The 13354-nt window shown below is 64.0% G+C and carries 16 protein-coding genes; 8 read left to right on the top strand and 8 right to left on the bottom strand.

Annotated features, from left to right (window positions below):
- The first annotated feature begins 149 nt into the window (after nucleotides 1-149).
- Nucleotides 150-1757 (top strand): glutamine-hydrolyzing GMP synthase, encoded by a 1608-nt coding sequence (guaA, locus tag ONR75_RS20615; RefSeq protein WP_265078894.1) that lies wholly within the window; start codon nucleotides 150-152, stop codon nucleotides 1755-1757.
- 146 nt (nucleotides 1758-1903) lie between these two features.
- On the opposite strand, the gene ONR75_RS20610 is transcribed toward guaA, so the two are convergent.
- The gene (locus ONR75_RS20610; RefSeq protein ID WP_265078893.1) at nucleotides 1904-2512 is read right to left on the bottom strand and encodes a TetR/AcrR family transcriptional regulator; all 609 of its coding nucleotides are present in this window, start codon (nucleotides 2510-2512) and stop codon (nucleotides 1904-1906) included.
- 119 nt (nucleotides 2513-2631) lie between these two features.
- Here ONR75_RS20610 and ONR75_RS20605 point away from each other — a divergent pair, with 119 nt between their 5' ends.
- The 5 genes from ONR75_RS20605 (at nucleotide 2632) to ONR75_RS20585 (ending at nucleotide 5232) form a co-directional block, all read left to right on the top strand.
- Nucleotides 2632-3063, top strand: a complete 432-nt coding sequence (locus ONR75_RS20605) for a tautomerase family protein (RefSeq protein WP_265078892.1) — start codon at nucleotides 2632-2634, stop codon at nucleotides 3061-3063.
- A gap of 2 nt (nucleotides 3064-3065) precedes the next feature.
- Nucleotides 3066-3461 carry a VOC family protein gene (locus ONR75_RS20600; protein WP_265078891.1) on the top strand — a complete coding sequence of 132 codons (396 nt, stop codon included), beginning with the start codon at nucleotides 3066-3068 and terminating at the stop codon, nucleotides 3459-3461.
- Between the two features lie 168 nt (nucleotides 3462-3629).
- A complete protein-coding gene (locus ONR75_RS20595; protein ID WP_265078890.1) occupies nucleotides 3630-3974 on the top strand; it encodes a Lin0512 family protein in 345 nt (114 codons plus the stop codon).
- Between the two features lie 22 nt (nucleotides 3975-3996).
- Nucleotides 3997-4668, top strand: coding sequence for a TenA family protein (locus ONR75_RS20590; protein ID WP_265078889.1), 672 nt, complete (start codon nucleotides 3997-3999; stop codon nucleotides 4666-4668).
- A 255-nt stretch (nucleotides 4669-4923) separates the two neighbouring features.
- Complete coding sequence (locus ONR75_RS20585; protein WP_265078888.1) at nucleotides 4924-5232, top strand: hypothetical protein; 309 nt, start codon at nucleotides 4924-4926, stop codon at nucleotides 5230-5232.
- 151 nt (nucleotides 5233-5383) lie between these two features.
- On the opposite strand, the gene ONR75_RS20580 is transcribed toward ONR75_RS20585, so the two are convergent.
- From ONR75_RS20580 to ONR75_RS20555, 6 genes are all read right to left on the bottom strand, one after another.
- Nucleotides 5384-6076, bottom strand: a complete 693-nt coding sequence (locus ONR75_RS20580; RefSeq protein ID WP_265078887.1) for a DUF4336 domain-containing protein — start codon at nucleotides 6074-6076, stop codon at nucleotides 5384-5386.
- 64 nt (nucleotides 6077-6140) lie between these two features.
- On the bottom strand, nucleotides 6141-7355 hold the full coding sequence (locus tag ONR75_RS20575; RefSeq protein WP_265078886.1) for an ABC transporter substrate-binding protein: 1215 nt from the start codon (nucleotides 7353-7355) through the stop codon (nucleotides 6141-6143).
- A 5-nt stretch (nucleotides 7356-7360) separates the two neighbouring features.
- On the bottom strand, nucleotides 7361-8269 hold the full coding sequence (locus ONR75_RS20570) for a dioxygenase (protein ID WP_265078885.1): 909 nt from the start codon (nucleotides 8267-8269) through the stop codon (nucleotides 7361-7363).
- 38 nt (nucleotides 8270-8307) lie between these two features.
- Nucleotides 8308-8841 carry a polysaccharide deacetylase family protein gene (locus tag ONR75_RS20565; RefSeq protein WP_265083750.1) on the bottom strand — a complete coding sequence of 178 codons (534 nt, stop codon included), beginning with the start codon at nucleotides 8839-8841 and terminating at the stop codon, nucleotides 8308-8310.
- 103 nt (nucleotides 8842-8944) lie between these two features.
- A complete protein-coding gene (locus tag ONR75_RS20560) occupies nucleotides 8945-9133 on the bottom strand; it encodes a hypothetical protein (protein WP_265078884.1) in 189 nt (62 codons plus the stop codon).
- A gap of 210 nt (nucleotides 9134-9343) precedes the next feature.
- On the bottom strand, nucleotides 9344-10921 hold the full coding sequence (locus ONR75_RS20555; RefSeq protein ID WP_265083749.1) for a winged helix-turn-helix domain-containing protein: 1578 nt from the start codon (nucleotides 10919-10921) through the stop codon (nucleotides 9344-9346).
- Nucleotides 10922-11156: 235 nt separating this feature from the next.
- Here ONR75_RS20555 and ONR75_RS20550 point away from each other — a divergent pair, with 235 nt between their 5' ends.
- Nucleotides 11157-12164, top strand: coding sequence for an alpha/beta fold hydrolase (locus ONR75_RS20550; protein ID WP_413776528.1), 1008 nt, complete (start codon nucleotides 11157-11159; stop codon nucleotides 12162-12164).
- 32 nt (nucleotides 12165-12196) lie between these two features.
- Nucleotides 12197-12676, top strand: a complete 480-nt coding sequence (locus tag ONR75_RS20545) for a cytochrome P460 family protein (RefSeq protein WP_413776527.1) — start codon at nucleotides 12197-12199, stop codon at nucleotides 12674-12676.
- A 6-nt stretch (nucleotides 12677-12682) separates the two neighbouring features.
- Here ONR75_RS20545 and ONR75_RS20540 read toward each other — a convergent pair whose 3' ends face one another.
- Nucleotides 12683-13180, bottom strand: a complete 498-nt coding sequence (locus ONR75_RS20540) for a peptide deformylase (RefSeq protein WP_265078881.1) — start codon at nucleotides 13178-13180, stop codon at nucleotides 12683-12685.
- Nucleotides 13181-13354 lie beyond the last annotated feature (174 nt).

The raw sequence follows: 13354 nt of genomic DNA, 5'->3' as shown, positions 1-13354 counted from the left end.
CGGGGAGGGCCGGGTGGGGGCTGCCACTCATTCCGTCGTCGCGGCACCCCCTCCCTAACCCTCCCCGCAAGCGGGAGAGGGGACGATCGCGTTCCATGGCGACGCCTGCGGGGCTTGCGAGGCCCGCGGGAGTCGCGTAATTGCTCGCTATGACAGCTCCCAGCAAAACCTCCGTCCCGCCCGTCGATCCGTCGCCCCATGTGGCTGCGGAACATGACAAGATTCTGATCGTCGATTTCGGCTCCCAGGTGACCCAGCTGATCGCGCGCCGGGTCCGCGAGGAGGGCGTCTATTCCGAGATCGTGCCGTTCAACAAGGCTGCAGAAGCCTTTGCCGCGATGAAGCCCAAGGCGGTGATCCTGTCCGGGGGACCAGCCTCGGTGTTGGATCACGATGCGCCGTCGGCGCCGCTGTTGATCCTCAATGCCGGCGTGCCGGTGCTCGGCATCTGCTATGGCGAGCAAACCATGGCGCAGCAGCTCGGCGGCACCGTCGAAGCCGGCCACCACCGCGAATTTGGCCGCGCCAAAATCGAGATCACCGACAACTGCGCGCTGTTCGACGGCGTCTGGGAGAAGGGCGGCCAGTACGACGTCTGGATGAGCCACGGCGACCGCGTCACCAAGCTGCCGGAAGGTTTTCGCGCCGTCGCCAAAGCGCCGGGCTCGCCGATCTCTATCATCGCCGACGATGTCCGCAAGTTCTACGCGATGCAGTTCCACCCCGAAGTGGTGCACACCCCCGACGGCGCCAAGCTGATCCGCAACTTCGTGCGCAAGGTCGCGGGCCTCACCGGCGACTGGACCATGCGCGCCTTCCGCGAGGAAGCGATCGAGAAGATCCGCGCCCAGGTCGGCTCCGGTCGCGTCATCTGCGGCCTAAGCGGCGGCGTCGATTCCGCGGTGGCCGCGGTGCTGATCCACGAGGCGATCGGCGACCAGCTCACCTGCGTGTTCGTCGACCACGGCATGCTGCGCAAGGACGAGGGCAAGACCGTCGTCGACCTGTTCCGCGGCCACTACAACATCCCGCTGGTCCATGTGCAGGCGGAAGAGCTGTTCCTCGGCAAGCTCAAGGGCGTTACCGACCCCGAGCAGAAGCGCAAGATTATCGGCGGGCTGTTCATCGACGTGTTCGATGCCGAGGCCAAGAAGATCGGCGGCGCGGACTTCCTCGCGCAGGGCACGCTGTATCCCGACGTGATCGAGAGCGTGTCGTTCACTGGCGGCCCCTCGGTGACCATCAAGTCGCACCACAATGTCGGCGGCCTGCCGGACTTTATGAAGATGAAGCTGGTCGAGCCGCTGCGCGAACTGTTCAAGGACGAGGTCCGCGTATTGGGGCGCGAACTCGGCCTGCCGGACATCTTTGTCGGCCGCCATCCGTTCCCCGGGCCGGGCCTCGCCATCCGCTGCCCCGGCGAGATCACCGCCGACAAGCTCGACATCCTGCGCAACGCCGACGCGGTCTATATCGACCAGATCCGCAAGGCCGGCCTGTACGACACTATCTGGCAGGCTTTTGCCGTGCTGCTGCCGGTCAAGACCGTCGGCGTGATGGGCGACGGCCGCACCTACGAATTCGTCGTCGGCCTGCGCGCCGTCACCTCCACCGACGGCATGACCGCCGACTTCTATCCGTTCGAGATGAAGTTCCTCGGCGAGACCGCAACGCGCATCATCAACGAGGTCAAGGGCGTCAACCGCGTGGTGTATGACATCACGTCGAAGCCGCCGGGGACGATTGAGTGGGAGTGAGGAGCGTCGTGATGGATACAGATACAAGGCCGGTCAGGCTAGCTTTGCCGTGATAGGCGTTGTCGCCGAACAGAATGAGTTTCGTTACACTTAGAACTCTTATCTCAGCTTCAACGTTCTTATCGTCGAAGTGTGACGGCCCAAGTTCAAGCCCGCTTCTTACCCTGCTGCGGTCCAGAAAGGGCGGCCTGCGCGACAAGATTTGCGATGCGTGCGGACAGCGCTGCATCGGATACGGCGCGGGATAGCGTGACGCCGCCACTAAGCATGGCAAGAAGCAGGATCGCTTGGTCCTCTCGTGAGGTGTCGGCTCGGCCCGGCGCTTCATTCTCCGGCAGGCCGGCGGCGACTTCCTCGATGAGGCGCTTCAATTCCGCGGTATAGGCGCCTCGCGTTTCGTTGTCAGCGCGCATCACGTCGGGGGACAGGCTCGGCAAGGCACAGCTCTCGCCAAGTTCGCAGGTTCGCTTGTAGCCGAGGTAATAGCCGACGAAAGCCTTCAGCCAATCTCCTGGCCGATCCGCCTTGAGTGCCGCGATCCCCAGTCGCAGCTCTTCCAGCCCCGACAGGACGGCGGTGCGGAAGGCGTCGCTCTTGGACTTGAAGTGTCCGTAGAAAGCGCCGTTGGTAACCCCAGCCGCCTTCGTCAGCGCATCGATACTGGCGCCTCCATAGCCTTCCTCTCGAAAAACCTGTCCGGCGGCTGCGACGACGCGCGCACGGGTCTCCTGTTTGTGTTCGGTGCTGTAACGCATGGTCATTTCCATAGAGAGTATTCGCTCTTTATCTCTTGCTAAGAGAGTGAGCGATGTGTATTGATAAAGAGTGACCAACGTATATGAGCCGCCGTCGCGATTCAAACAAGGAGAGACCCATGCCCATCACGCTCACAGTGCCCGTGGGCCTGCTTTCATCCGAGGAGCAGACACGCGCCTTTGACGGACTGACGGATGCCCTTCTGGAGGTCTCCGGCCTGACCGGCAATGCTTTCATGACTCCGAACGTCATCGGCTCGATCAACGTCCTCCCGAAGGAACATGTGCGTGCCGCTGGAAAGCCAATTGCGGCGGCGTTTGTCGAACTCAAGCTGCCAGAGATCGCGCTGGTAACGCCCGAGGCGAAGAAGGCCTTCATCGAAAAGGCGACAGATATCGTCGAAAAGGCCGCCGGAGGACGGCTCAAACGCGAGCACATCTGGTCAAACATCGTCTATGCCCCGGACGGGGCCTGGGGTATCGCCGGGCGAAGCTACAGCAATGCCGATCTCATTGGGGCCATCACAGGCACATCCGCGCAACGGAGTTGAACATGCGGCTTGCCAATTATCTGTTCTTCACTACGCAATGCGAAGAAGCGCTTGCCTTCTATACGGAATGTGGGCTCGGCCAAGTCACCGAACTAATGCGCCACGGCGCTCATGGTATACCCGTCGTCACCGACGTCATGCAGGGCAAGGTGATGCATGCGCGCTTCGAAGGGCCGGGTATACTGTTTTTCGCTTCGGACAATCACGATGCCGAGCCAATGCGAGGTTCTGCTCATATGCTGATCGTGGATGATCGCGACAGCACCGATAGGCTGTTTGTCTGTTTGGCTGATGGCGGCCGGATAACTACGCCGCTCGCAGATCAACCTTGGGGGAGCTACTTCGGCAAACTCACCGACCGGTTCGGCGTGCAATGGATGCTGGATTGCGTTGCGTGATGCTTTCAACATCAATAGTACGCAGGGCCGTAGGGCGGAATAGCGCAGCGTATTTCGCCGTCTCGCTGTTGGGTCGCGCGGTACGCTGCGCACTTGTGCGCTGTGACCATCTGTGATGATTGGCTTTGGGTTTTCCGATAGTTTTAGAGGCCAACGGAGACGACACGAATGGCACGGGTGCGTTGTATTACCGAGATGGGCATGGGCGTCGACGTCCATGGCCGCGATGCCACCAAGGCGGCGAAGCGCGCGGTCTCTGATGCGATCCGCCATTCCAGCGTCGGGTTCTTCCGGCTGCTCGGCAAGACGCCGCATGACATGCTCGTCGACGTCACCATTGCGGTGCCCAATCCCGAGGACGTCGATACAGCGGCCGTGGCGAAGGAACTTCCCTACGGCACGGTGACCGTCACGGCGGTCAAGGGCGGCCTGGACATTCCGGCCGAGAGCGGCGGCGACGGCATTCTCATTGCCAATGCGGCCGTGCTGGTGAGCCTCGATGATGGCAAGTGACGTCGCGCCTGGGGCTGTAGCGATGGATATCTTCGATCGGTTGAAAGCCGCGGCGGCGGACGACTGGGCCGCTTATGTCGATCACGACTTCGTCCGGCAGCTTGGGGCAGGCACGCTGCCGGAGGCGGCGTTTCGCACCTATCTGGTGCAGGACTATCTGTTCCTGATCCAGTTCGCGCGGGCCTATGCGCTGGCGACCTACAAGAGCCGCACGCTCGACGACATGAAGACGGCGCAGGCGGGACTGGCCGCGATCCTCGACGAGATGGCGCTGCACGTCCGGCTGTGCGGGCGCTGGGGGCTGTCGCCCGCCGAGATCGAGGCGGCGCCCGAACATCAGGCCACCGTCGCCTATACGCGCTTCGTGCTGGACTGCGGCGCGGCCGGCGATCTGCTCGAGCTGCATGTGGCGCTGGCGCCCTGTGTCATCGGCTACGCCGAGATCGGCCGCAGGCTCGCGCCGCACGGCGCCGAGGCGCTCGGCGATCATCCCTATCGGGAATGGATCGGCGAATACGCCGGCGACGCCTATCAGGACGTCGCCATCAAGGCGCGCCGACATCTCGACGATCTGGCGGCACGGGCGATGACCGGGCGACGCTTCAACGAACTGGCCGCGCTGTTCGGCCAGGCGTCGCGTCTGGAGGCAGATTTCTGGCAGATGGGACTTGGCCCGGAAATGCTTCCGCGCTGACCTGCATGGTCGGGGGCGCCTGCCTCACAGCCGAACCGACCTATGCAATCTTGGCACTTGCTGCGGGGGCGCGAGCAGCGTGTCGTTTGGGACCCGCGCCAGTGTCTGGCGTATTCAGCGGTTCGAAGCATGACGACCGGCTTGACATTTGGTTGTATTAAATTAAAAGTAATCGCAGTAATTGCATTGCGTGTCGGGTGTCCCATGAGAGCAGGGTGCCCCCAATGTCTTTTCCGAGCCGTACTCGCCGCGGTCGTGCTGACCATGGTCCTTGCCGAGCCCGCCTTTGCCGCCACCGACCATCAGTTGCAGTTCACCTTCGGCGGCCGTGGGCGTAACCCGTCGGTGGCGACCATGAAGAACTACATTCTGGGATGCCTGCCGGCGGGCACCTGGACCTTCGGAGGCGATCCCGGCGACTCCGCAGGGCCCTGGGATGTCGAAGTGCCGGCGGTGAACGGCCATGAATACACCAACGCCGAGGTCCGCCGAACCTTGCTGAGCGCCGCCTGCTCAGGTGTGAGACCGGCCAAGGTGACCGGCGTGACGGTGACCGACGGCTGATCGAGTTCGCGCAGCGGTCGCTATGTGCGTCCGGGCGAGCGATGTTGCGATGACGGATGCCAAAGATCTTCTTTGAGACATCCGACGTCCTGCAACGGTGCGGCAGGGCAGGGCAGCGCGTTTGTCGGTGCAGGTCCGCGCTTGATGGCGATCATCGGATCAGCCATCCGAATGCCCGCCGCAGGAATGCCTGGCCGTTCGCGTTCACCGGCGTTCCATGAGCCATCAGCACCTTTTCAGCGGGCCACGCCAGGATGCGTTCAACGGAGGCGCGTGCCGCCCGGCGATCGGTAAAGGCGGCTCGAAATTTTCGCGGCACCGACGGCTCGGGGCCAAGCATCAGGTCCCATTTGGCAACGACGGCGCGCCAGCCGGAAAACCAGTTGGCGGGAAGCTGCTGAATGAGATCGGTGAAGATCACGGTGCGGTTGGTGCGATGAAAGAACACCGCCTCGCTGGTGATGGCGTTACCCTTCACGACCACATGTTCGATGTCCCCGGACCATTCGGGAACGGACGTGTCGCCGAGCTCGCCGTCGAAAGCGATATCTCTGCGCTTCTCGCGCAATCCGGGCGCGGCATAGATGCGTGCATCCGGATAGCTGCGCTTCCAGTCGGCGATGAACAGATGATGCAGCGCATTGGGCGCGATCAGATAGCCGACGTTCCCGAGCGCTTCGACCTCCGCCCGCAGGCCGTCTGTCGGCGCGATGGGCGACCAGACAAAGAGTTCGCTGCCGGCCAGTCTGATGACCGCCATGCGGGTCGGGTAGTGAAAGCCGAGCATAGCCACGACGTCGGATCCCTCGGCCGTCCAAATCTCGTCACCGAGTTTTTCCAGCAAGATTGATCCTCCACGCCGGCAGCAGCGGTGCGACGATTGCTCCCGCAATATCGCACCGCTTCGCTTACTTCAACGCCGGACAAACACTCTCCGTCAACGGCCGGAACGCCTCCTTGGCCGGAATCGTCGCCTGCAACTCGTAGAAGTCGAAAGGCTCCTTGCTCTCGGCGGGTGTTTTGACCCGGAACAGATAGGAGTCGTGCTCCATCCTGCCGTCGACGCGCAAGGTGGCGTTGCGCACGGTGGCATCGGAGATCGGGAGTTCATGCATCTTGGCCATCACCGCCGCGGTGTCGGTGGTGCCGGCGGCGGCGACGGACTTCAGATAGTGCAGCGTCACGGAATAGACGCCGGCCTGGATGGTCGATGGCATGCCCTGGTAGCGTTCGAAGAAGCGCTTGCCGAAGGCGCGGCTTTGCGCGTCCAGATTCCAGTAGAAGGCCTCGTTGACGGTGATGCCCTGGGTGATGTCGAGGCCGAGGGCCGCGACGTCGGGCAGAGTGAGCACGAAGCTGGCGACCTTCTGCTTGTCCTTGCCGAGCCCGAATTCCCGCGCCTGCTTGAGCATGTTGATGAGATCGCCGCCGGTCGAGCCGATGGCGACGATGCCGGCGCCCGAGGATTGCGCCTGCAGCAGGTAGGACGCAAAATCGCCGGTGGCGTTGAACGGGTGCTTGACCGAACCGACCACCTTGCCGCCGGCGCGCTGCACCAGACCGGTGGCATCGGCGATCAGCGAATTGCCGAAGGCATAGTCGGCGGCGACGAAGTACCAGGAGCTGTCGGGCTTCGCCAGCGGGCGGGTGATGCCGACGGCCTGGCCATAGGTGTCCCACATCCACAGCACGCTGGTCTTGGGCGCGCAGTCCTCATTGGCAAGCCGTGCCGTGCCGCCGGGGAACAAAGCGATGCGGTTCTTTTCCTTCATCAGGTTCTGAATCGCGAGCTGGACACCGGCCTGGATGATGTCGGTCACCGCATCGACGCCATCGACGTCGATCCATTTGCGGACGATGTTGACGGCGATGTCCGGCTTGTTCTGGTGATCGGCGGACAGCAGCTCGACTTTCATCCCCGCGCATTCCTTGGCGAGGCAGTCGTCGATCGCCATTTGTGCGGCAATCACCGAGCCGCGCCCGCTTTGCGCGGACAGGCTGCCGGTCATGTCGGTGATGACGCCGAGCTTCACCGGATTGGACGGCGGCGCGGCGTGGACGCTGGCGATGGTCGCGCTTGTGAGCAGGCCCGTGAGGGCCAGTCCGGAGAGCAGGCGTTTCATGACGCTTACCCCGCCATCGCGAGGATTTGCGACGGGTCGGCGCCGACGCGGCCGGTCTCGTCGTCCGAGGCCACGCCAAGGCGGAAGTCGTAGCGGATGGCCGGCAAGCCCTTGACCGGCGCGTCCGCATCGTTGTCGCGCGGCGTCACCACCAGCGAGCTCGACACGCCGAACACCGTATCGGAATCGATATGCGGATCGTTCGACAGGTAGATCGCCGTGACCAGCTCGCGGTAGCCGTCGGCGCCGATCAGGAAGTGGATATGCGCCGGCCGGCAGCCGTGGCGCTGCTGGGCGCGGATCAGCGCGCCCACCGGCCCGTCCATGGGAATGTAGTAGCCGAGCGGCATGACGGTGCGGAAATGGAAGCGCCCGTCGGCATCGGCGCGGAAGTTGCCGCGCATGTCCATGTGCTCGCCACGGTATTTCTGCAGGTCGTATTCGCCCTTGGCATCGGTCTGCCAGACCTGGATCTGGGCATGCGGCAACGGTTTGCCTTCCTTGTCGGTGACCTGGCCATACAGCAGCAGCTCCGGCGCTTCGTCGGCCTTGGCGGCGATCGAGTCGCCGAGAGCGAACGAAGGCGCGTTCTGCTGGTAGAACGGGCCGAGCAAGCTGCTTTCCGTCCCCAGTTCGATCGCCGTCTTGTCATGCAGCAGGTTGACCAGCGCACTGAGCCCGAGAACGTCGGACAGCAGGATGAATTCCTGGCGGGCGGGGGTGCAGGTTTGGCCGACCTTGGTGAGAAAGCCGATCGCCCTCAGCCATTCATCAGGCGTCAGGCTGACATCGCGGGCGAAGGCGTGCATGTGGCGCACCAGGCTTTCCATCACCTGCTTGAGCCGCGGATCTTGAGTTTCGCCCATCTGCTCCAGAACGGCGTCGGTGACGCTCTCGGTGGTCAGGTCCCGCATCGTTAGTCTCCCTTTGGTATTTTTGTTGGTTGCGATTGTCAGTCCAGATTGGAAACGTAGTCCGTCATGGGCAATATCACCTCGCCCCGCCGGATCGGCACGCAGTCCGGCGGAAAATCCTGGCGAAAGCGCGCGCCGGCTTCCGCTGCCGCATCGAGAAAACGCGGCAGGTGCCGCATGGCGCCGGTCGGCAGATCATGCAGCACCATCAGCGTCCATGCCTGGGTCCGGCATTGGTCAAGCGCGCGCTCGACCCAGTTTTCGGGATCGTTCCAGTCGCGCGGGATCGCGTTCCAGAGCACGCAGGTGTAGCGCTCCTGTTCGAGGTGTTTCACGACCGACGGTCGGAACAGGCCGTCATTCAGCTGGCCGCCACCGCCGAACGGCCGGAACAGGCGCTCGGGACGTGCCAGGTCGCCCAGCACGGCCTGCGTGCGCGTAATCTCGCTCTCGGCCATTGCGGCATCGGGCTGCCGCCCGAGCGGCAGCGAATGGGTGTAGGTGTGATTGCCGATCCAATGGCCTTCGGCCTGCGCGCGTTCGGCGAGCGTCCGGCGCGCGGGGTCCGCGATCTTTTCGCCGATGACGAAAAAGTTGTGCTGATCCCGCGCCGGGCGAGGAGGTCGAGCACGCCGGGGGTGACGTCGGGCTCCGGTCCATTGTCAAAGCTGAGTGTCAGATCGAACATGAATTCTCCTGGAGCATCGCGCTTTGCGCGACGACGGCGGGGCGTCGATCGCTCCTTGCGATCGTTGCCGGCACGCAAGCCGCATCAACGGCGAGCGCAATGTCGCCGGCAGTCAACGCGCTGTCCAGCGTGGACAGTAGCGCCGTGACGTTTCCGTTGGGTGCCTTGTCGAGCATGCCCATGTCCTCCCATGTGCAGACGGAGCCTTGTGGCGCGCTTATCCGCGCTTCGCTGCGTTGCAGCGAAACGACCGACGGGCGATTTCACCTTGTCGGTTGGTCGATCCTGTCGCGCTGCGATGGTAACACTTTGTACTGGAGAGGCGAGACTGAAATGGACGTCGTCTGAAAACCAGCGACTGCGCTGCGGCGCGGCATGAAGATGGCTTACTCCGGCAGGCCTGCAGCCTTGAGCGCTTCCCTGTAATTCTTGGCCATCGATGCAAGAGGGACGGGGATGCGCGCGAAGAACTTGGCGATCGTCAGATCCGGCGCGATGCTCAATAATTCCCGTACCACTTGGGCGGCGCGCTCGCGCTGCCCGATCTTCACCAGTGCCACAGCCAGCGCACGCAGCGCTACCGCGTAGCGCCGGTTCTGCACCAGGGCCTTTTCCGCCCACGCCACAGCCTCCGGATAATTCTCGTCGATGATCGCGGCGATGGCCATGGCGCCCGAGACGAACCAGCCGCGCGGATCGAGCGGGCTGAGCCGGGCGGCGCGCTGCAGCATCTCGCGACCAGTGCCCTGGTTGCCGCGCATGGTTTCGATCCAGCCGCCCAGCGACAGTGCCATCGCGGAGTTCGGGTTGATCGCCAGCGAACGGCCGAACAGTTCGACGGCCGCATCCTTTGCGGTCTGCGTGTCGGCGAGATTCCAGATCGCAAATGCCGTCATCCACAGCACTTGCGGGTCGCTCGGCGCGAGCTCGATGGCGCACCAGGCCAGCTCCATGCCCGTGGCGCGATGCGTTCCGTCGGCCGCCACCCATCCCTGAAAGTGGCGCTGCGCATGACAATAGGCCGCCGCGGCCATGGCCGGCGCGTAGTTTGGCTCGACGGCCAGGGCCTGGTCGAGGCAGGCCAGCGCTTCGGTCAGGCTGTCCGCAGTGAATTCATGTTCCAGCGCGTAGGCCCGCAGCAGCAGGTCATAGGCGTCGAGCTTGCCGGGACGGTTGTGCTTGCGGCGTTCGATCTCGGCCAGCCGCAAGGTGGGCTCGATGGCCGCCACGACGTGCTCGGTGATGCGGTCCTGCAGGTCGAAGACGTCGCCCCGGTCGCCGTCGAAGCGGTCGGCCCACAGATGATTGCCGGACCGTGCGTCGATCAACTGGCCGATGATACGAAGCCGCTCGCCGCCGCGGCGGACGCTACCCTCGAGCACATAGCTGACGCCGAGTTCCTGGCCGACCCGGCGGATATCGATCGCTTCACCCTTGTAGGTGAACGAGGAATTGCGCGCGATCACGAACAGTCCGCTGCAGCGGGACAGCGCGGTGATGATCTCCTCCGCGATGCCGTCGGCAAAGTAGTCCTCCTCGGGATCGCCGCTCATATTGGTGAACGGCAGCACCGCAATCGACGGGCCGTCCGGGTCCGCGATGCCCGGCGCCTCGCTGTCCGGAATTGTTTTAACGACCGGCTCCGAGGAGGCCTCCTCCTCCCTGACATCGCCCACGAAACGCAGGCCCTTGCGCGGCAGGGTGCGGATCAGCCGCTGCTCCTCGCCGCTGTCGCCAATGGCGGCGCGCGCCGAATTGATGCGGCTGCTCAGCGTCGCTTCCGAGACGATGCGCCCGTGCCACACCGCGGCGAGCAGATCGTCACGGCTGACCACTCGGTCACGCGATCGGACAAGGAACTCCAGCACGTCGAAGACCTGTGGTTCGATCGCGATATGGTCTTCGCCGCGGCGCAATTCCCGGCGGCTGGGGTCGAGGGCAAAAACGTCGAAAAGGTAGCGCAAAATGAGGATCTCGCTGCGGTTGCCCCCGGCGGGCGAAACCGTTCTAACGGAAAAATCATCGCCGTCTGAAGCGAAAATCCTTTTCACCTGAAAGCGGCCGTCCGATCATTCGGGCATCGTGGGAACAACGGCAAAGTTCCCGCCGGGATTCAAGGAGATCACCATGAGCATCATCAGGACGCCTGACGATATCAACCCCCATCGCCGTCGTTTCCTGGGCACGGCCGTCCTGGGCATGGCAGCCGCCCAGTTCGGGCTGACGGTTTCAGCCCGCGGCCAGACCGGGCCAGTGCCAAAGACGCTGCCTGCCGGCTCTGCCCCAGCCAATGCCTCGTTCCGCGCGATGAAGCAGGTCGATGCCGGCGATTTGAGTGTCAGCTATGCCGAGGACGGTCCCGCTGATGGGCCGGTCGTCATTCTGGTGCACGGCTGGCCCTATGACATCCACACCTATGTGGATGTGGCGCCGTTGCTGGCTGCAACTGGCTACCGCGTGATCGTCCCCTCGCTGCGCGGCTACGGCGCCACGCGCTTCCGGTCGGCGGCAACGCCGCGCAATGGACAGCAGGCCGCGCTGGCCATTGATATCATTGCCCTGATGGATGCGCTCAAGATCGACAAGGCGACCCTCGGCGGCTGCGACTGGGGCGCGCGGACGGTGAACATCATCGCGGCGATCTGGCCGGAGCGCGTCAAGGCCATGGTCTCTGTCAGCGGCTACCTGATCGGCAGCCAGAAGGCCAACGAGATGCCGCTGCCACCGAAGGCCGAGCTGCAGTGGTGGTATCAATACTATTTCGCGACCGAGCGCGGCCGTGCGGGTTACGACAAGTATCGGCACGATTTTGCGAAACTGATCTGGCAGATCGCCTCGCCGAAATGGAATTTCGACGACGCCACCTTCGATCGCAGCGCGGCGTCGCTGAACAATCCGGATCATGTCGCGATCTCGATCCACAACTATCGCTGGCGTCTTGGCCTGGCCGAGGGCGAAGCGAGATATGACGATCTGGAAAAACGCCTCGCTCAGGCGCCCGATATCGCGGTGCCGACCATCACCATGGAAGGCGACGCCAATGGTGCGCCTCATCCGGAGGCCAGCGCCTATGCGAAGAAGTTCACGGGCAAGTATGAGCATCGCGCGATCACCGGCGGCATCGGGCACAATCTGCCACAGGAGGCGCCGCGCGCCTTCGCCGAGGCAGTGATCGACGCCGACCGCATGGCATCCGGGCGGGGGTGAGGGACATGAGCGTGAGGCACCTCGCCATTGGCATGGCCATCGCATCATGTGCGGCGGCCGCGGCGCTCGCCGCGGAAACCAACGTCGGCAATGGCGATGCCTCGCCGATCTATGGCGTCACCATTCCGCAGGGTTATCGGCAGTGGCAGCTGATTGCGCCGGCGCAGGAAGCCGAGCCACTGAACGAGCTTCGCGCCGTGCTCGGCAATGCCGTGGCAATCAAGGCCTATGCCGACGGCGCGCTGCCGTTTCCGGACGGCACCGTTCTCGCGAAGCTTGCCTGGAAGCACGTGACCTCGCCCGAGTTCGAGCCGGCCTCCGTTCCCGGTGCGGCGACCACGGTCCAGATCATGGTCAAGGACTCCCGGAAATATGCGGCAACCGGCGGCTGGGGATTTGGCAGGTTTGTCGCAGGCAAGCCCGTCGACGAGGCGCAGCACCGGACCTGCTTCGCGTGCCACGAAGCGCGCGTCAAAGGCCATGACTACGTCTTCACGCGGTGGGCCCCCTGAGGGCGTTCAACCGCGTGACATCTTCTCGAAGCGCTTGATCAGCCGCTCGCGCTTGAGGCGGGACAACCGCTGCAGCCAGAACATGCCGTTGAGCTGGTCGATTTCGTGCTGGTGACAGACCGCGCGCAGGCCTGCCGACTCCTCGGTCTGTGGGGTGCCGTCGAGATCCTGGTAGCTGATGCGGATCCGCGCATGGCGCTGGATGTCGTCATTGACGCCGGGCATCGAGACGCTGCCCTCCTGGTGCATGATCGTCTCAGGGGAGGCCCAGGTGATGTCCGGATTGACATAGATGCGTGCGCCATCGACCGGGTCGAGGTCGAGCACCACCAGCCGCAGCGACAGGCCGATATGCGGCGCGGTGATGCCGATGCCCGGCGCGGCGTGCATGGTGTCCAGCAGGTCGCGCGCCAGGTCGCGCAGCGCGTCGTCGAACACGGTGACGGGTTGTGCGGGCAGCGTCAGGCGCGGATCGGGATAGCGGACAATGGTGCGGATGGTCATGGCGCACTATCGCACGACGGGGTTGCCAACGCATTAGTGGCCGATTGAGCGCATCCTCCACGGTAGGGCGACTGCCTGAGACCTGTGCAGATCGCCGGGAGCGACAACCTCCCGAGGGAACCGATGGGCGTGTCGGGCGTCTTCTTGCGGACCGGATCTGCCGGTCGGCCAGCA

The organism is Rhodopseudomonas sp. P2A-2r (genome assembly GCF_026015985.1).
In the GTDB taxonomy this organism is placed as follows: Bacteria; Pseudomonadota; Alphaproteobacteria; order Rhizobiales; family Xanthobacteraceae; genus Tardiphaga.
The sequence above is the reverse complement of the archived record's forward strand: the minus strand, read 5'-3'. Positions and strand labels throughout refer to the sequence as shown.

Excerpts from the sequence above, each read along its gene's own strand:
- ONR75_RS20540 (WP_265078881.1), bottom strand. The coding sequence starts at position 13,180 with ATGACCATCCGCACCATTGTCCGCTATCCCGATCCGCGCCTGACGCTG.
- ONR75_RS20575 (WP_265078886.1), bottom strand. The coding sequence starts at position 7,355 with ATGAAACGCCTGCTCTCCGGACTGGCCCTCACGGGCCTGCTCACAAGC.
- ONR75_RS20590 (WP_265078889.1), top strand. The coding sequence starts at position 3,997 with ATGGATATCTTCGATCGGTTGAAAGCCGCGGCGGCGGACGACTGGGCC.
- guaA (WP_265078894.1), top strand. The coding sequence starts at position 150 with ATGACAGCTCCCAGCAAAACCTCCGTCCCGCCCGTCGATCCGTCGCCC.
- ONR75_RS20605 (WP_265078892.1), top strand. The coding sequence starts at position 2,632 with ATGCCCATCACGCTCACAGTGCCCGTGGGCCTGCTTTCATCCGAGGAG.
- ONR75_RS20610 (WP_265078893.1), bottom strand. The coding sequence starts at position 2,512 with ATGCGTTACAGCACCGAACACAAACAGGAGACCCGTGCGCGCGTCGTC.
- ONR75_RS20545 (WP_413776527.1), top strand. The coding sequence starts at position 12,197 with ATGGCCATCGCATCATGTGCGGCGGCCGCGGCGCTCGCCGCGGAAACC.
- ONR75_RS20560 (WP_265078884.1), bottom strand. The coding sequence starts at position 9,133 with ATGCTCGACAAGGCACCCAACGGAAACGTCACGGCGCTACTGTCCACG.
- ONR75_RS20550 (WP_413776528.1), top strand. The coding sequence starts at position 11,157 with ATGGCAGCCGCCCAGTTCGGGCTGACGGTTTCAGCCCGCGGCCAGACC.
- ONR75_RS20600 (WP_265078891.1), top strand. The coding sequence starts at position 3,066 with ATGCGGCTTGCCAATTATCTGTTCTTCACTACGCAATGCGAAGAAGCG.
- ONR75_RS20595 (WP_265078890.1), top strand. The coding sequence starts at position 3,630 with ATGGCACGGGTGCGTTGTATTACCGAGATGGGCATGGGCGTCGACGTC.
- ONR75_RS20570 (WP_265078885.1), bottom strand. The coding sequence starts at position 8,269 with ATGCGGGACCTGACCACCGAGAGCGTCACCGACGCCGTTCTGGAGCAG.